This window comes from Hungatella sp. SB206 (genome assembly GCF_051132295.1).
GTDB classification, from domain to species: Bacteria; Bacillota; Clostridia; order Lachnospirales; family Lachnospiraceae; genus Hungatella; species Hungatella effluvii.
The window spans coordinates 1,954,805-1,972,531 of sequence record NZ_CP096603.1 but is presented as its reverse complement, the minus strand read 5'-3'; the positions used below and the strand labels follow the sequence as shown (position 1 = coordinate 1,972,531).

11 protein-coding genes are annotated in these 17,727 nt (G+C 50.8%); 3 read left to right on the top strand and 8 right to left on the bottom strand.

Annotated features, from left to right (window positions below; all coding sequences use genetic code 11):
* Positions 1–172 precede the first annotated feature (172 nt).
* From M1L66_RS08570 to M1L66_RS08555, 4 genes are read right to left on the bottom strand one after another with little or no spacing between them, the layout of a single operon-like run.
* Positions 173–4,018, bottom strand: coding sequence for a glycoside hydrolase family 2 TIM barrel-domain containing protein (locus M1L66_RS08570; RefSeq protein WP_434692229.1), 3,846 nt, complete (start codon positions 4,016–4,018; stop codon positions 173–175).
* Positions 4,019–4,052: 34 nt separating this feature from the next.
* On the bottom strand, positions 4,053–5,504 hold the full coding sequence (locus M1L66_RS08565; protein WP_434692228.1) for an ABC transporter substrate-binding protein: 1,452 nt from the start codon (positions 5,502–5,504) through the stop codon (positions 4,053–4,055).
* A gap of 51 nt (positions 5,505–5,555) precedes the next feature.
* The gene (locus M1L66_RS08560; protein WP_187022816.1) at positions 5,556–6,389 is read right to left on the bottom strand and encodes a carbohydrate ABC transporter permease; all 834 of its coding nucleotides are present in this window, start codon (positions 6,387–6,389) and stop codon (positions 5,556–5,558) included.
* Positions 6,390–6,401: 12 nt separating this feature from the next.
* On the bottom strand, positions 6,402–7,301 hold the full coding sequence (locus tag M1L66_RS08555; RefSeq protein ID WP_181988589.1) for a carbohydrate ABC transporter permease: 900 nt from the start codon (positions 7,299–7,301) through the stop codon (positions 6,402–6,404).
* A gap of 232 nt (positions 7,302–7,533) precedes the next feature.
* Here M1L66_RS08555 and M1L66_RS08550 point away from each other — a divergent pair, with 232 nt between their 5' ends.
* Complete coding sequence (locus M1L66_RS08550) at positions 7,534–8,616, top strand: GntR family transcriptional regulator (protein WP_187022817.1); 1,083 nt, start codon at positions 7,534–7,536, stop codon at positions 8,614–8,616.
* Positions 8,617–9,772: 1,156 nt separating this feature from the next.
* Positions 9,773–10,183, top strand: coding sequence for an ester cyclase (locus M1L66_RS08545; protein WP_434692224.1), 411 nt, complete (start codon positions 9,773–9,775; stop codon positions 10,181–10,183).
* Positions 10,184–10,237: 54 nt separating this feature from the next.
* Here the strand turns inward: M1L66_RS08545 and M1L66_RS08540 are convergent, their stop codons facing one another.
* Both M1L66_RS08540 and gnpA read right to left on the bottom strand, forming a co-directional pair.
* Positions 10,238–11,572 (bottom strand): MATE family efflux transporter, encoded by a 1,335-nt coding sequence (locus M1L66_RS08540; protein WP_434692221.1) that lies wholly within the window; start codon positions 11,570–11,572, stop codon positions 10,238–10,240.
* Positions 11,573–11,666: 94 nt separating this feature from the next.
* A complete protein-coding gene (gnpA, locus tag M1L66_RS08535; RefSeq protein ID WP_434692219.1) occupies positions 11,667–13,844 on the bottom strand; it encodes a 1,3-beta-galactosyl-N-acetylhexosamine phosphorylase in 2,178 nt (725 codons plus the stop codon).
* Positions 13,845–13,980: 136 nt separating this feature from the next.
* On the opposite strand from gnpA, the gene M1L66_RS08530 reads away from it, so the two are divergent.
* On the top strand, positions 13,981–14,952 hold the full coding sequence (locus M1L66_RS08530; protein WP_434692217.1) for a helix-turn-helix domain-containing protein: 972 nt from the start codon (positions 13,981–13,983) through the stop codon (positions 14,950–14,952).
* 167 nt (positions 14,953–15,119) lie between these two features.
* On the opposite strand, the gene ftsH is transcribed toward M1L66_RS08530, so the two are convergent.
* Positions 15,120–16,997 (bottom strand): ATP-dependent zinc metalloprotease FtsH, encoded by a 1,878-nt coding sequence (ftsH, locus tag M1L66_RS08525; protein ID WP_187022822.1) that lies wholly within the window; start codon positions 16,995–16,997, stop codon positions 15,120–15,122.
* 23 nt (positions 16,998–17,020) lie between these two features.
* Positions 17,021–17,524: a flavodoxin family protein BilS gene (gene bilS, locus M1L66_RS08520; RefSeq protein WP_187022823.1), complete on the bottom strand. Its 504-nt coding sequence runs from the start codon at positions 17,522–17,524 to the stop codon at positions 17,021–17,023.
* Between the last annotated feature and the right edge of the window lie 203 nt (positions 17,525–17,727).

The following is a 17,727-nucleotide window of genomic DNA, read 5'->3' as shown; positions in this document are numbered from 1 at the left end:
CGTTCAGGGGAAATCCCCACCTGTCTGAGCGCAGCGAGTTTGGGGATTTTCACTGGCTTTTAGAAAAATCCTGCACGATTAGAAATGCTTATGCCCGAAACCGGAACTGGAAAGATCCGGGAAACAGGAGCGCCGGGTCAGACGGCAGCAGCCGGAAGCGGAGGCTGAACTGTTACTCATTTTCCCCGTCCAAAAACATGGGATCACACCCATACCGGCCCATCCGGTTTCCATAGATGATGCATCCGCCGTCATCCGTCTCTATCGACACTACCGTGTTTTCTTCCACTTCCACCGGTATATCATACCGGAAGCCATAACCATACGTCCCCGTACGGCGGTACGAGGCAATCCCGTCTTCCGCCGCCCCCGCATTGGAAAACAGAGCCCTCTTATCCCAGGGCTGATCCGGAATTACCAGTTCTCCGCACAGCTCTCCCTGTACGTAAATCCGAACTTTCGACGGATACTTCCTCTCATCCGTCAGCCTCGTTCCTTCCAGACATTCGCAGGAGGAAAGCTCAAGCCGCAGTATCTTATTTCCACAGTATCCCTTCGGCACAGGAATATGCCAGGAAGCACGGCCGCTGCCAGCCGCCCACCATACGCGGCGTTTCTCCATGCTTCCCCTGCCGGTAAAGCCAGAAAATACTTCTCTGTCCGTGTTCTCCGGATTCCAGTAAAACGCCTCCGGTCCCGCCTCTTCTTCCGTCACAACTTCAAACTGTACATCGTGCTCACACAGAGTGGCGCCGCGGTCTGTGATCCAGGCAAACAGCCAGGCGCCCTTGATTCCCCCCGGTATCCTCACTTCAATTTCACCCGGTTTTCCTGTTTCCAGCCACGGAATGCCCATATTAACCTCACCGCCGTCCATCTCCCGGTTCCACTGTCCCAGAAAATCAACACCAGCCAGGCTCCAGCGCACCCGAATATCACTGTCTTCCGGTTCCCTTCCTCTGATCCCGGCGTAAACCGGCGCCTTTACCACATCTCCCGTTTTCACCCCGGTCAGCCAGGGTCTCGCCAGAAAGATAAAGTCCGCCTGATTGGCCTGCTCGTATCCGGCCGGCGTCATATCCTGATGCATCAGGCCGAAATCTCTTCTGACACGCAGAGAGGTAAACGGGCTGGTGTCCTCATTCTCCTGAGAGGCCAGATTCATCCGCACGTATCCAGCAAACCGGCAGATGCGGACAAGGCGTTCAATCTCATTGGTGTGTACAAACTCACTGATGATGACCGGCTGCCCTTTCTGACAGTCCTTTCCTGTAAATACCGTCTCCTTCAACGGGTTCCTGCAATTTCTCTGAAGAAGATCAGCCACCGCTTCATCCTTCATCAATTGCCGGTTTTCCTCGTTATAGCAGTTAAACGCCGATCCCGGGTAATTCTGCTTATCCAGCCTCTCAAAAAAGTCCATTGCATCCGCAAATTCGGTCGGATAGCTGTGATAGTCCAGAATATCCGTCTCCCCCGTCTTTCCATACCCCGAATTATCCACCACCAGAATTCCTGGCGCCAGCCGTCTATATGTCTGTGCCGAAGTACGAATCCAGTTCTGAGCCTCATCGTTATCCCACGGGCTTCGCTCGTGATCCCCGAGAATTCCCCATGATTCATTAAATACAGAACACATAACCACACTGGAATGATAGTTCTGCTTCCTGGCCATAGCCTTCAGCCGCCGCAGATGCAGCCCGCGCCACAACGGATCCTTCCACGTCCCATAGAAGCAGGAAGGAACCTCGTCCCATACCAGAACCCCCTCCCGGTCACAGGCGGCGTACCATTCCGGCTCATTGTCCTTGATGTGCATCCGGATCATATTGTATCCGCATTCACCGGCCGCCTTTACATCAAAGGAAACGCTTCCCGGTCCCTCTCCTGTCAAAGAAGGATACGTATAGATCCCCCAGGGATTATACCCCTGGTCCAGAACGCCGCGGAGATAGACCGGACTTCCGTTCACTGTCACATACGCAGTCCCGTCCTTGACCGTCTTCTGCCCCACACTGCGAAAGGAAACCCAGCGTTCATACGTTCCCTCAAAGCCGCTCTCCCCACCAACCGACGCGGAGAGTATATACCGGTTCGGTGCTCCGGGTTCCCACTGCATAAGCCCTTTTCCAAAGATTTGAAATGCAGCCTCCGGTATGCCGCGGCTATTAATCGTTAAAGGCTCCAGCGCTTCGATCCTTACGTCTTCTCCCGGTATTTCAAGATTCACTTCTAAACGGCAATTAAAATCAACTGGTCCGGCCAGAACACGAAGAATCTCCAGATATCCTGCTTCCGTTTTAAACTGAGCCTCTTCTTTCCGGCCACAGTCCCTTACATAGACAGTCATGCAGTCATACGCCTTGCCGTATGTCGCATCGAAATCCACAGGAAGCCGTGTCTCTCCAAACTCGAGCACTGCCTCCGCGTGCCCCTCCGGTGCGCGGTAAAGGAAATCCAGGCGGTATACAGTATCTTTCTCTGTGTCCCACTTAAGAGTCCCGGAATCCACGCTCACCTCCGACATGGTCTCCGGATTCCCCTCGGCTTCTATTCTTCCGCCAAAACGGATTCCGCCATCCTCTTTTCGGTAATCATCCACCAGAATTTCGCTGATCCGGACTCCCTTCTCTTCCTCCAGCCAGACATTCTGCCAGATTCCGGGGCTGTCTGTAAACCAGAATCCCTGCTTTCCAAAGCAGCATTGATCCCCTTCAAACGGATACAGAACCTCCATGGTCAGCGTATACCTTCTGCCTGCCTTAAGCCGCCCCAGGCGGATACGGCAGGGCGCATAAAAGTCCACCGTACAGCCAATTTCCTTCTCATCCAGCCATATCTTCGCAATTCCCGATACAGCTCCCAATACCAGCTGAACCCTCGTTTCCTTTTCCACGGAAATCTCCGTCTGCATCCAGGCTGTCCGTCCCTGTTCTCTCCAGTTACATCGAAACGAAGAGGCCTGATGCAGAGAATTGTCATCGGCCAGAAATTCTTCCCCAAAAGCCCGCAGAGACTGCCAGGAACCGGGGATCCGGATTCTCTGGTCAAAGGTATGCCTGCCGGGAAGATACCATTTCTCCTCTTCCCCTGTTTCCAGCGGATCCATGGTGAATTTCCACACGCCGTTTAAGGAAGCTAAGAAACAGTCATTTTTTAATTCTCCCTGCGGAATCATTTCGCGGCTGTCCTGCTGCCAGTACGGCTCCAGGCACCATCGGTATTCGCTGCCGCCATGTTCCACCGGAAAATGGCAGAATCCCCGTCCTTCTGCCCCGCCAATCACCTGATAAGCCCCAGGAGGCAGATATCCCAGATCGAAACGGCCCCCTTCATCGGTAAGCCCGCTGTGTCCTGAAATCCCGGCCACGTGGAGCCATACCTGAGGCAGCGGCCGGCCCTCTCCGTCTACGCAGACTCCGGCCATCCGCTCCCCATTTTCCCTGCCACTCATCCGGTATTTTCCCAGCACGGCCCCTGACTTCGGAGATGCATCGCTGTCATTCACGGCCATCACCGCCAGCCTTGCATACGGCTTTCTCCATGGAACGGCAATCGCCGTGCTGTCGATCAGCACTTCACCGTCGCAGACCACGGAAAAACCTTTCTCCGCGGCCTGAAATCCCAGCCGGAACGGGGGCTCTCTCGTAAACGGTACGGACGCTGCCGAATACCACCGCCTGGGTCCGTCATAGCGAAACGTATCTCCCAGCGGCACGCCGTTGGGGATCCGCACCTCCAGCCGTCCATTTCCCACGACGGCCAGAATATAACGGTCAAAACAGCCGTCCCCAAAGTAAAGGCCGATTCCCGCTCCATCCTGGATATCCAGGATCTCTGCCTCAAACCCGCAGGAAGCCGCGTCCACAAAAAACGAGGATAGAAGCAGGTGGCCGTTTCTGCATCTGTCATATTCCTCCAGATAAATTGTGCCGTCCTCCCGATAATGGCAGAATAAGTCCGCCGGGCTGTTCATATTAATAAAATTCCACTCGACATGATTGAAGTATTCTTCCATGCTTCTATCCCCGTTCATTTAATTATTATTTGTCTTAATTCTCCACTTTCGCCATCTCATCGATGAATTCCTGTTCCATATTGGCGAGCGCCTCCTCCGGAGTCACCTTCCCGGCCATGGCTTCCTGAATATGGAATTCCATCACATCGTTTAATTTAGAAGAAATGTATGGCACGTCCACGTCGGCCAGCGTCTTTGCATACTGGAAGGATTCCATCAGCGCACCATACAGCAGACTGGACTGTGCGACTCCCGGCACCTCGTATGTGGAGGTACGGCACGGGTCCATGGTATTTTCAATTTTTAACAGCTCTCCATCCTTTGAGGTCATAAATTCAATCAGTTTCCAGGCCAGTTCCTTGTTCTGGCTTCCGGCCGATATTCCAACTCCCCATCCTCCGAGAACAGGAGTTTTACCAGGAGCGACTGCTACGCCGATCTTATCCTTAACTGCCGAGGTATCCGACTGGCATGTCAGCCACAGGCCAGGCCACTGCTCCATCATCGCGGCATTGCCGTTTGCAAAGAACTGATTGGCCTCGTCCCATCCCATCTGCATCCATTCCTTCGGAGCATACTCCTGAAGCTTCAACACGCGGTTTAAAGCATTAATACCTGCTTCATTGTTCATGTTAGGCTTTAAATTCTCATCCACATCGTCGCCGCCGCGGTTAATCCACAGCAGTCTGGTACAGCCCTTCAGCATGTTCGTGGAATAACCATAGTCCACAGGAGATTCCGGATTGACGCTCTTGGTGAAAAATTCCGCAACCTGCATCATTTCCTCATTCGTTTCCGGAACCTTCAGCTCAGTCTCATACTTTTCCTGATACGCCTTCTTCAAAGACTCATCCTCAAACAAATCCTTCCGGTAGAACAAAAGCTCCACATCCGGCTTATAAGGAATCGCACAGAGCTTGCCGTCATAGTTTCCATATGTATCGAACAGACCCGGCAGGAAATCCGAAGTATCGTAGGATTCGCCTGCATACTGGCTGATCATGGTATCAAGCGGCTCTATCTTGTCCGCCTTTGCGAAGCTGTGCAGGAAAGCGATGGGCGCCAGCACCACGTCATACCGCTTCGTATTGTTTAAATCCAGCTGCAGCTTATCGGTAAACTGCTCGCCGGGAATTGATTCCACCACTACCTTGGCCCCTGACAGCTCTTCAAACAGCGGAACCACATCGCTGACCGCCTTTTCAAAATCTCCGGACATCACCGGAACGGTAAGCGTCTGACCTGCATACTGGCCGTGAAGCGTCCCATCCAGGTTCAGATTGTCCAGCGTTTTGCCAAACTTTTCAATCGTTTTCTTTTCAGAGGCTTCCGTCCCCCCAGCCGCTTCTGTAACAGCCGCCGTCTCCGCGGTCGTCTGCATTTCCTCCGACACAGCCACCTTACAGCCGGTCAGACCTGCTGCTGCAACCGCCATACAGGCCGCTGCCGTTGCCACTCGTTTCCATAATCCGTTCCTTCTCATCATTACTTTCCTCCTCGATTTATACTTCTATTTAAAATTTCATGTATTGCTCTTTTATCCTTTTACGGCGCCTGCCATCGTGCCCTTCACAATATATTTCTGTGTCGTCATGGATAATATCACAGCCGGTATCATAGCGATCACACCCGCAGCAGCCAGTGAGCCGGAAGGGGTATCCTTATGAGTCTGTACCATGCTGGCAATTCCTATGGGCAGCGTCTTCTTTGCATCGGAAGACTGGAGCACCAGTGCCAGACCGAATTCATTCCATGCGCCGATAAACACCAGAATCGCAATTACCACCAGCCCCGCCTTTACTAACGGCAACGCGATTTTCGTATACATTCCGTATTCCGTACATCCATCGATCTCGGCCGCTTCATACAGCTCGTCCGGTATTTCATAGAAGAAGCTGATGGACAGCCAGATCGCCAGAGGCAACGCAAATGATATGTAAGCCATAATGAGTCCTGTCATCGTATCCAGCAGATGGATCTTGCTGTAAATGATGTAATACGGGATCGTGTAAACCAGAGCCGGAATCATCCGGACTGCAATTACACTGTTCTTGATGACTTTATTTCCCTTGAAATGGTACCTGGACAGCCCGAAGCCTGCCATCGTAGCCAGGGCCAGGGAAATAACCGTCGTGCTCACCGCCACCAGCATACTGTTGGAAAAGAAGGTGGCGACGTAGGATTTCCGGAATATCTCTATGTAATTATCGAGATAGAGTGTATCGATCCACAGGATCGGCCGTTCCACGAACACCTGCGCCTTTGTCTTAAACGACGTGATGATCGTCCAGTAAACCGGAAAGAAAAACAGCACGCCCAGCAAAAGCAGAATGATGAGAAGTCCTGCAGACTTTAATATTTTCTTCTTCATGCTCATTCCCTCCTATTCTTCTTTGCCGGTAAGCTTCATAATCAGCAGGGAAAACAGCACAATCAGCACGAAGAAGATAAACGCGCCTGCCGATCCCTCGCCCACGTTATAATACCGGAATGCCATTTTGTAAATGGTGGACGCCAGCGTTTCTGTCGAAGTCCCGGGTCCGCCGTTCGTCAAGTTGTAGACAATATCGAACATTCGAATCGCGTCCATAAAGCGCATGGTCAGCACCAGGACGGTAAAGTTACGAATCAGCGGCATGGTCACCTGGAAGAATTTCTGTCTCCAGTTTGCTCCGTCGATGGTCGCGGCCTCTAAAAGCTCCTCCGGGACGGTTTTAAGCGCCGCCATAAAGATAAGCATACACAGCGGTGTGGTGGCCCAGACCTCTACGATGACAAGCGCGATTCTGGCCGGAACCACTGCGGACAGCCATTCCACCCGGTCAAGCCCCATGGAAACCAGCAGTCCGTTAAGTACACCGTAAATGGGTGAAAACATCAGCTTCCAAATGGTAGCAATCACGATAGGAGCGATCATCATGGGGATCGTAAACACGGTCTTCATCACTTTGGATATTCTGGGGAGAAAATTCGTCGTGAGGACCACTGCCAGCGTCATGCCAAACAGGAGATTCAGCGCCACAGCGGATACGGTAAATATAAAAGTCCAGCAGGCGGAATCCAGAAACTGCTTATTCGTCAGTACACTCACGTAGTTTTTCAGTCCGATAAACCGTATGGTATCCGCATTCATGGATGTGTTATAGTGAAAAAAACTGATCCCAAACGAATACAGCATTGGTATAACGGAAAATACAACTAAAAATAATACCGCCGGAGAGATAAATACAAAAGCCGCTACCCGTTTCGGCTTATTCAGTCTCCTGCCCTTTCCTTCATGCATTTGCAACACCTTCCCTTCATCTGGACTCATTATACTATTTGAGCAGGTTAATTAATATACTAACCTTAGTATAAAATAGATTGCCTTCTAATTTTTCTCGATATTTCCGCTCCTATTTGGATATTTTTTACAATAGACTTGCTTTATTTTCTCAATGTAACTATAATAATGGTATGCATTGCCCTTCAACCCCTTATCCATAATTAGTATACTAAGTAAGGAGTAACCTCTTATGAACAGCATTCCACTCTACAAACAGATCATAGAAGACATTCTGTCCAGAATCCACGATGGAAGCCTGCAGCCCGGAGACCGTATCCCTTCAGAGCGGGAACTGGCGGAGCAGTATTTAGTGAGCCATATCACCTCCAAGAACGCGCTGGCCGAGCTCGCGGATAAGGGATATATCACCCGGCAGAAGGGCAAGGGCTCCTTTGTAAGCCCCATGGAACAGCTCCAGATGATCGCAGAGTTTAACAGTACCGTCAACCACCGGACAATCTTAAAGTCAAAAACCATCGGTCTGATCATGCCTTCCATGAAGACAAGCATCGACCAGCAGCTTCTCAATTGTATCGAGGAGGAGTTAAACGCCACCGATTACATTCTGGCCGTCACCATCACCCGGGAGAATCAGGAGCTGGAGTCGGCCGCCATCCATAAGCTTAAGGAGCGGGGGGCCAGCGGTCTCATCATCTTCCCGACCGAGCATGAGATGTACAATGAGGATATCTTAAAGCTGAATCTCACCGATTTCCCCTTTGTGCTCATCGACCGGTATTTAAAGGGAATACGGTGCAGCTGCGTGTATACGGATAATGAAGAAATCACCTGGACAGCCGTCCGCCATCTCCTCTCTCAGGGAATCGCACATCCGGCCTTCCTGTCTCCCGACAGCCATAACACGGTAACCAGCGACCGGCTGTCAGGTTTTAAGGCGGCGCTGGAGGAGGGCGGCTGTCTTCTTCCTCCGGAGCATCAGTGCCTGATTCCGCTGTCCGTCACGGACCCTGCTGAAAAAGAAGCGCTTCTGGCAAGGTTCCTCGACAGCCATCCGGAGATTGACGGCCTGTTCTGTGTCAACCGCGAGTTTACAAAATACATTTCCCATATCCTGGACCGCCGCGGCTGGTGGGACCGTTACCGAATTACAGCCTTCGATTATCCAGACGATCACCGCATCTCCTATATCAGGCAGGACATTCCCCAGATCGCCAGCTCGTGTGTAACCAGGCTGATCGAGTTAATTCAGGGAAAGAGGGAATATAGCCATGTAGTCGTGCCGGCATCGTTTGTTCCTCAGAATCCCGTATAAACATAAAGAGTCCGGCCCGCCGGACTCTCGCGCCGGAGCGCGGTCGCTTCTGCGGCCATACTTCCTTAGCGCGAAGTGTGCATCCTGCTTCCTTAGCTCGAAGTGCGCATCCTGCCCGGAGGGCTTTTTATGTAATAGGAGCACTTTCATATTACATAAAAAAGATCCTTATTCCGACTGCCGGCTTTCTCACCGGCCATCGGAAAAAGGATCTTTATTCATTTTCTTTTACACAAAAAGACAGATAGAAACGGGTACCGATTGATTTGACATTCATTCGATACCCGTTTCTACACTATCTCATCCATTGGACTTGATACCTCTTTTCTCTCATGTTTTTTTTGTACCTGGTACTTTCTCTAACATGATCTATATGAAATTTTCCCTCTCTCCGTTGCTCTTCTTCCTCATCTATGTTTTTCGTTTATTCTCTTACTTTTCATTCTTACTATCTGTTCATCTTTTCGTATTTCAAAATTTTCTTTCATTCCTCATTATACTTTCTCGTCATATAACAAAGATGATTATTCTTTTGTTCTACTTCTTGAAACAATCATAGTTCTTTAAACATTCCATAGATTTTATCTTATTTTTTTGATATCAGCTCTTTGATGTTCCTCTTTTGCTTTTATCTTATAAGATTGGTTTTTTAGCATCGGCAGATCGGTTTTTCCTTTTGCCTAATTTATAATTTTTATTATAAATTAAGCTAAATTACTGCTTCTGGTGGACTGTACCTCCTTCTTCTATATTTTTGATACTTAAGAGTTTGTTTCTTCTCCTTTTTCTTTAGGAGTTTTTGTTTTCTTATCTCTTATCTTGGCTTTATTATAGCGGATGCGTTTTGATTTGTCAATACTTTTTCTTTATTTTTTATATGTTATTTGTTAATTTTCAAATTGTATACAATTATTACAATTGTTTCTATTTTTATACACATTCTCCGCCATTTATTCCAGACATCTTTCTTAATTTTCTGATTTTTTGCTTCTTCTTCCTTTTTCAATGCTGAAAAATACCATGATCGCGCTGTTCCTTCCCTAAAATTTCACCAAATTTAATTACAGACAGTTATAGACGGATTGTCTGCCGCCTGTTATAATGCTTCTAAAATAATTGCAGCAGATCCAACCAGAATCATCATGGAGGTGTCAGAATGGAGAATAAAGATATTGTAACCTATTTCTACGAGACCGTAGTCTCAGAAAACCTGCTGGATCGGGTTTCGCAGTACGTATCTGAAAGCTGTGTTGTAAAAGCCGGAGAAACCATCATTCACGTGGGTGTCGACGGCATGAAGCAGCATCTTATTGATGTAAAAAAGACCTATCCCGACTACACGATGAAAATCATCAAGCAATACGCGGATGGGGACTATGTGATTTCAGAATTCATCATGGAAGGGACCCACGAGGGCGAATGGATTGGAATAAAGCCTACACACAAGAGGCTCTCCTTCACCGGTGTTGATATCGACAAGGTCATAGACGGGAAGATCGTCGAGCATGGAGGCGCAGTAAATACCTTTGATACGTTGTATGAGCATCATCTTATTAAACCGGTATAGCAGAATCCAGTCAATGCAAAGCCGAGTCCTGCTCTCCTGCAGAGATTCGGCTGATCATAAATCCCTGCTGAATTTCCATTTCCCCCTCAAATAAAAGCTGAGTGACAGCGCCGTAGCGATCGTCCAGCCAATGGGCCACGACATCCAGATCCCGTCCGCACCAAACGGTCCGGCAAGCACGAAGGAGATCAGCACGCGGAGAATCAGATCGGCAAATGTAGCGATCATGAAACAGCCCATGGCGCCGGATCCCCGCAGCACACCGTCCGCCATCAGTTTCGTGGCAACCACCACATAAAACGGAGAGACGATCTTTAAAAATGTAACGCCAGTATTCATGGCCTCTCCGCCTGTCTGCTCCATAAAGATGGTCACCGCCGGACCGCCGAAGAAAAAGAACAGGATTGTAAATGGCACAGCGACGCAGAATGCCATGAACCATCCGGCCTTGAATCCGCTCTTTACCCGTTCCTCCTGCCCTGCGCCGATGTTCTGTGCCGTAAAGCTGGAGAGTCCGTTTGCCAGCGTCGTAAATGAGGTAATCGTGAAGGTATTGAGCTTCACCGCCGCGCTGTAGCCGGCAATCACCGAGGAACCAAAGCTGTTGACCAGTCCCTGAATAAACATGTTGCCTACCGAGATGAAGCTTTGCTGGAGAATACTGGGGACCGCAACCACACTGATCTTTTTCAGCATATTCCAGGAGAACAGCGGAAAGCTGCCCTCCGTCTTTACCTCCGCAATTCTTTTATGTACAGTCAGAAGCGCCAGCACACAGGCCGCTCCCTGGGCGATAAAGGTCGCCCACGCCACGCCCGCCACCCCCCATTGAAAGACGATGACGAAGATCATATCCAGCAGAATATTTCCCAGAGAGGAACCAATCAGGAAATAGAGCGGCGTCCTGGAATCTCCCAGAGATGTAAAGATGCCTGTACACACATTATAGAGATACAGAAACAGAAATCCGCCGATATAAATTCGTAAATACAGCGCTCCGTCCGAGAAGATATCGGCCGGCGTCTGAATCAGGTTCATCACCGGGCGGCAGAAGAGAAAGCCCAGAGCCATCAGACCGAGACTCAGCGCGATACAGGCTATCAGCGTCGTGTAGATAGCCGTCTTCATCTCCTTCCACCGTTTTGCCCCGAAGAGCTGGGAAATGACGACCGCACAGCCGATGTTGCTGCCTACCGCCACCGCCATAAAGATCATGGTGATGGGATAAGATGCCCCAACGGCTGCCAGAGCCGCCTCACCTGCAAATTTACCAGCCACCACACTGTCCGCGATATTATACATCTGTTGAAAAATTACGCTGACAAACATGGGGATGGAGAAACGCCAGAGCACTGACGATGGTTTCCCTACCGTTAAATCCTTTACCATTGTTCTACCTCTTTCCTCACTTTTCCATACAAGGATAGATTATACTACTACTCTCAGGCGATTTTCAATGGAAAATTCATTTTTATACCAGCCTTTATTCCGGTCGGTTACCGTTCACGGCCCCATCCAGCACTGCCATGCCGTACGGTTCCAGTCTCACCGTCTGCCGGCCGGCTTCCATCCGAATCACGGTTTCCCGTTCCACGCCGCTGTTATTAATCACCACCAGCTTACCGGAGGCCGGATACCAGGCGCATTCCGTATCGGGGCTGTCCGTCAGATATTTCTGGTTTAAATCTATACCCATTCCGCTTACCATCAGGTTTAAGAGCATCCTGGTATTTTCCGGCGTCATCTGGAAGCTGCTGAGATAGAACGCGGTGCCGCCTCCAAAACGGTGAGACGTGATGGCGGGCAGGCCATCCTTTTCCCCAATCACCTCCGTGTCGGGGCCTGTGAGACAGATGCCTTTTCTGCCGCGAATGGAAGCTCCCGCCGGTATCAGACCGGGTTTCTCCGCCAGTTCATACTCCCAGCGTCCATGACACACCTTTGCCCCCGTATCCTCGTCCACTCCCAACACAGAAGCCAGACGGAAATACGCGGATGCCCCGGGTGCTGCCGACGGTTCGCCTACTCCGATAAGCACGCCGCCCTCATAGACCCAGCGTGAGACCGCTTCCGTGACACCACTGTCATTCCAGGCCATCCCGCCGCTCCAGGCACTTCCCGCAGCCCCGGCATTGATCAGGACATCGACGCCTTTCAGGCATCCTGCCTTTACATCTTCAAAATTTATGAATTCCACTGAAACCGGAAGCCCTGAGAGAGCCTCGTTGATATGGATCAGGTCATGCATATACGTTTCGTGAAAATGACCGGACAGTGTCCAGGAACGAAGCTTTCCCCAGGAATGGAGCACCGCAGCCCGAATCGGCAGTGTATACACAGCGCCCTCTTCATGGAAGGACTTAATCCGCCGGAAATCATCCGCGATCGTCTCCATATAGCTGCAAAAGTCGGGGAAGTCTTCCACCAGATGCAGATATCCGCCAAGACCGATCCGGTCAATCTTTTCCCTGAGCAGTGCGCGGCGCACGTGGATCCAGTACTCTTTCGCATCGCGGACCGGGTCTCCTCCCTCGCAGAACGTGGGGGCTCCTCCCAGCCCAACCGGGAATAAGTAAGGATGAAGCCTCAGTTCATGCGTCTCCACCTCTGCCCCGGCGCAGAGCCGGACCTCATAGCCGGAAAAGACGCATTTGATCAGGCCGTCAAAGCCGAATTCCTTAAAATGGTCGTTATACGGCTCCACTCCCACCCAGCTGTCGTCGTAGAACACATACGCCTTCTTTCCGTAGCTGTGCACCAGTTCCACCAGGCGTTTCCCGAAGTCCACAACAAAACGGTTTACAAAGGCCATATAATCCAGCTGGCGCCTGGAAGGAGGCATATGGGTGACATGAAATTTTCCATGGTTGATGAAATCCTCCGCCGTCAGGCCGTAGCCGTATTCCTCCTCAAACGCCTTCAGCATCGCGGGGCTGACCGTAAAATCATAGGAGCCCCAGTCTGTAAATAAATTTCTCTTCTTTTCACTGCTGCCCCACATCCACACAAAATTATAAAACAGGGAAGTAAACCGGACTACCGTCGTCACCGGATGGGTATCGCACCAATTCTTCATCCAGCCATAGAGATATTCTCTGGTCTCCTCGTGGATTGGATCTACCGGCATCAGATGCTCTTTCTCCCAGTTATTTGTCACATGGTTGTACATCGAGATTTCTTCCCAGATCCTGTATGCCAGGAAATTCACCGTATAGTCATGAAATGGATGTGCACCCTCAAGTACCACCGATCCGCTGTTTCTGTCATAATGCCAGCTGGCACGGGATACCTCCGTCTCCTCCGTGCGGTCAAAGACCTGCCAGTAAGCGAGCGCTTCCGGACTGTCGTTTATAGTAAACTGTTCGGTAAAAAAATCCTCCATCAAGTCAAACGTCAGTTCCCCGCCAAACGCCGTCTTCGGCTCTGTCACGAGAAACGTCTGCTGAAGCTGGTCCGGATGGGCCTTCGCCCACACATTGTGATCACGTATGAGGCAGATGGTGGAATAGATTCCATATCCCGCGCCTGTGATCTCCTCCGACAGCTCCGTGCCGTCACTGTCTCTGATCACATCGGCGCCCCAGCGTTCCGCCAGCTTGAGCGTCAGCTCCTCATAGCCGGCTTCCCCCGGCAGTGTAAAACTTCCCTTTGTCTTCTCCATAATAAATCTTCTCCTTCCTTTTCTTTCTTAATTATATAAAAACAGCCGCACTCATTCCAGTCAGAGTGCGGCAAAAACTTTGCATTTTCAATCATTTACGGATATAATGGGATCATAGAAAAAAGGAGGACCCACCATGCCCAGACGCAAAAGACCATACATTGAATTCCGTGACTACAACTTATCCTCCCGTTTCCCGGTTCTCCTCTTATCCGGGGAGGAATGGCGGATCTCCGACGTGGCCTCTCCCCGGCTTCATATCCACAACTGCCTGGAGATCGGGCTTTGTGAATCGGACAGCGGCACCATGATCTTCGAAGATACGAAACGGCCGTTTGGGACCGGTGATCTGACCGTGATCTCCTGCGATGTTCCCCACACCACTTACAGTTCCCCTGGTACGGCAAGCAAATGGTCGTACCTGTTTGTCGATCTCACGGGGCTCTTAACGCCATTGTTTTCGGGATCGGATCTTCGCATTTTCAACCTTTTAACGATTCTGGAGCACCGGACCAGCCTGATTTTAAACGAACGGGATTACCCGGAGATCCACGCTCTGGCGGCGAAGATTATGAGAGAGCTTGAACGAAAAGAAGACTATTATGAGATCTCGGTACGCGGTCTCTTCCTTACGCTTCTGACCGATCTTGCCAGGGCATACCGGCAGATTGCTGAATCGGCAGAAAAAAAAGATGACCAGCCGCCTGAAAATGCGCTGGTCATCGCTCCTGCACTGGAATATATCCGCAGTCACTACATGGACGATTTTTCTATGGAGTACCTGGCTGAACTCTGCAGCTTAAGTCCGGCTCATTTCAGAAGAATCTTCTCATCCGTCATGGAGACCAGTCCGCTTAAGTATCTGACAGACACCCGGATCCGCCAGGCCGCCTCTCTGCTTCGAACGACGGAGGCCTCTGTCCTCTCTATCTCAGAGGAGGTGGGCTATCATTCCGTGTCCAGCTTCAACCGGCAGTTTCACGACACCATGGGGCAGACACCACGGGAGTGGCGCCGCCGCATGTCGATCCTGAAAGACCAGTCCGTCATGAAATACCGAGGTTTCCTGGTTCCCGAAACTTTAGTACAGCATTGCATAAATTCCTGAGTAACAGTACCCGCTATCTACGCCAGGAGCACGCCTGTGAAGCTAGCCGTAGGGTCCGCTACGCCGTCGCTTCGCAGACGCACACCTGACGCAGATATCAGGCACTGTTACTCAGTTATTTATGCAATGCTGTACTAGGGATGTCAGTCCACCGTATGAATCAGGGATTAGATTTCAACAGAATTTTCGCTTGTTTTATGGAAGATATCCATAAATTCTTCACCGGTTATCGTTTCCTTATCCAGTAAATACTCTGCTATCTCGTGCAGCTTTCCTTCGTTCTCTTTTAAGATCTGAAGGGCCTTCTGGTGCTGCTCTCTGACAATCTTTATCACTTCCTCGTCGATCAGCTTCGCCGTGTCCGGTGCACAGGCCAGCGAAGTATCGCCGCCCAGATACTGGTTCGTCACCGTCTCTAAGGCCACCATATCAAACGTCTCGCTCATGCCGTACCGGGTCACCATGGCCCGTGCAATTCTTGTCGCCTGCTCGATATCATTGGAAGCTCCGCTGGTCACGGAATGGAAGATCAGCTCTTCCGCCGCACGGCCGCCGGTGAAGGTGGCGATCTTATTGAGCGCCTCATCCTTTGTGAGCAGATACCGCTGCTCCTCATCCACCTGCATGGTGTAGCCCAGTGCCCCCGATGTTCTCGGGATAATTGTAATCTTGTGTACCGGTGCGGAATTGCTCTGGCATGCTGCAACCAGTGCGTGTCCTACCTCGTGGTAGGCAATGATCTTCCGCTCGTTGACGCTGACACCGGAATCCTTCTTCTGGTATCCGGCGATGACCACCTCCACGCTCTCCTCTAAATCTTCCTGAGACACGAGCTTTCTGCCCATGCGGACCGCCCGTAAGGCCGCCTCGTTGACGATATTGGCAAGTTCTGCGCCGCTGGCGCCCGCTGTTGCCAGCGCTACGTCATGGAAATTCACATCATCGGACAGCTTCACATTCTTTCCGTGTACCTTCAGGATCGCCTCGCGTCCGCCCAGGTCAGGAAGTTCCACCGGAATTCTCCGGTCAAAACGGCCCGGACGAAGCAGCGCCTTATCCAGTGAATCGGGACGGTTGGTGGCCGCTAAGATAACGACTCCCTTCTTTCCGTCGAATCCGTCCATTTCGGCCAGAAGCTGATTCAATGTCTGCTCCCGCTCATCGTTGCCGCTGAAGCCGCCGCCGTCACGTTTCTTACCGATGGTGTCGATCTCATCGATGAAGACGATACAGGGGGCCTTCTCGTTAGCCTGCTTAAACAGATCCCTTACCTTGGAAGCGCCCATGCCGACAAACATCTCTACGAATTCCGAACCGGAGATAGAGAAGAACGGCACGTGTGCCTCACCCGCCACGGCTCTGGCGAGAAGCGTCTTGCCGGTACCAGGAGGTCCAACCAGCAGCGCGCCCTTCGGAAGGCTGGCGCCGATATCCGCATACTTCTGCGGGTTATGGAGGAAATCCACGATTTCCTTTAAGGCATCCTTCGCCTCTTCCTGGCCCGCCACATCGGCAAAGGTCTTGCCGGTCTCCGACTCCGCGTAAATCTTGGCATTGGATTTTCCAAAGGTCATGGCATTGCCGCCGCCCATGCGCTTCTGCATCTGCTTCGCCATCATATTCCCAAGGAATACGAAAATCAGAATCGGAAGAATCCAGGTTAAGAAAAATGACAGCAGCGGATTTACCGGCTCCACAATTGTCTTCTGGAAATTGATTTCTTTATGAGCCAGAAGCCGTTCGGTCAGCTGTTCATCCGGCCACGGGCCTGTCTTATACGTCGCGTATATCTCTTTTCCATTCCTGTCCTTCTCGCCCGTATTCGCAATAAACTGGATCTCCGAGTCCGTTCTGGCGACATCCGTTACCTGCCCGGCGTCCACCTTCTCAAGGAACGTACTGTACGGCACCTCGATCACGGTTCTGGACTGTATCCACGGCACCATCAGCGCGTTGAACAGAATCATGACGATCATGACGATTAAATAGTAGTATATAAATGGTTTTTTGGGGCTTTTATTGTCGTCCTCATTTTTGATACCCATGCTTTTTCTCCTTTATCGGCCAGTTACTTATTAAGAGCCTCTTCCACAAATGCTTCCGCATCCCGGAAATCCTGTTCATCGGGATGAAGCATTCCCTCCTCGTACGCGGCTATCATTGTCCGGATCTGGGGGGAATCGTTGATGGCCTGCATCTGTTTGTAACGGTCCAGTACCTGCGGCATCATCTTGCCGCCGCAGAGGAAACAGCCCAGATACTCATTATCCTCCGGCACAAAGACGGACACCCGGTTCTCTACCTGTTTAAAATACTCACTGCTTCCGCCCATCCCGCAGGTTCCGAAGAGAGCCACCTTCTTCCCGTGCAGACCGGATAGGAATTCCATCACACGGCTCCCGCAGGTGCCTCTGTCATTCCAGAAGCCCACGAAGTAGGTATCCGCCTCCTCGTCATGCAGCTCCTCCAGCCTCTGGATATCCTTCGAACGGCCCGGTAATGAATCGAATATTTTCATCGCTACTTTTTCTGTATTGCCTGTATTACTTGTATAAACAACCAAATAATCCATGATCCTGCCTCCTTGCTATGAGCACCTGGCGGGCGCCCTTTGACCGCTTACGTGCGATGCATGTCATCTCCACCTGATGAGGTCCCTCACGAATCTGGTGAAGTGGCTCGCCACGAACACTCACATTCCTCTAGTAATAAAATATACCTAAAATTCACATATATCAAGATCAAATCGGAAATGTTTATCTACTTTATGTTTTT

Bases quoted from the DNA above. Each gene is read 5' to 3' on its own strand.
- M1L66_RS08570 (WP_434692229.1), bottom strand. From the start codon at position 4,018: ATGGAAGAATACTTCAATCATGTCGAGTGGAATTTTATTAATATGAAC.
- M1L66_RS08565 (WP_434692228.1), bottom strand. From the start codon at position 5,504: ATGATGAGAAGGAACGGATTATGGAAACGAGTGGCAACGGCAGCGGCC.
- M1L66_RS08560 (WP_187022816.1), bottom strand. From the start codon at position 6,389: ATGAAGAAGAAAATATTAAAGTCTGCAGGACTTCTCATCATTCTGCTT.
- M1L66_RS08555 (WP_181988589.1), bottom strand. From the start codon at position 7,301: ATGCATGAAGGAAAGGGCAGGAGACTGAATAAGCCGAAACGGGTAGCG.
- M1L66_RS08550 (WP_187022817.1), top strand. From the start codon at position 7,534: ATGAACAGCATTCCACTCTACAAACAGATCATAGAAGACATTCTGTCC.
- M1L66_RS08545 (WP_434692224.1), top strand. From the start codon at position 9,773: ATGGAGAATAAAGATATTGTAACCTATTTCTACGAGACCGTAGTCTCA.
- M1L66_RS08540 (WP_434692221.1), bottom strand. From the start codon at position 11,572: ATGGTAAAGGATTTAACGGTAGGGAAACCATCGTCAGTGCTCTGGCGT.
- gnpA (WP_434692219.1), bottom strand. From the start codon at position 13,844: ATGGAGAAGACAAAGGGAAGTTTTACACTGCCGGGGGAAGCCGGCTAT.
- M1L66_RS08530 (WP_434692217.1), top strand. From the start codon at position 13,981: ATGCCCAGACGCAAAAGACCATACATTGAATTCCGTGACTACAACTTA.
- ftsH (WP_187022822.1), bottom strand. From the start codon at position 16,997: ATGGGTATCAAAAATGAGGACGACAATAAAAGCCCCAAAAAACCATTT.
- bilS (WP_187022823.1), bottom strand. From the start codon at position 17,524: ATGGATTATTTGGTTGTTTATACAAGTAATACAGGCAATACAGAAAAA.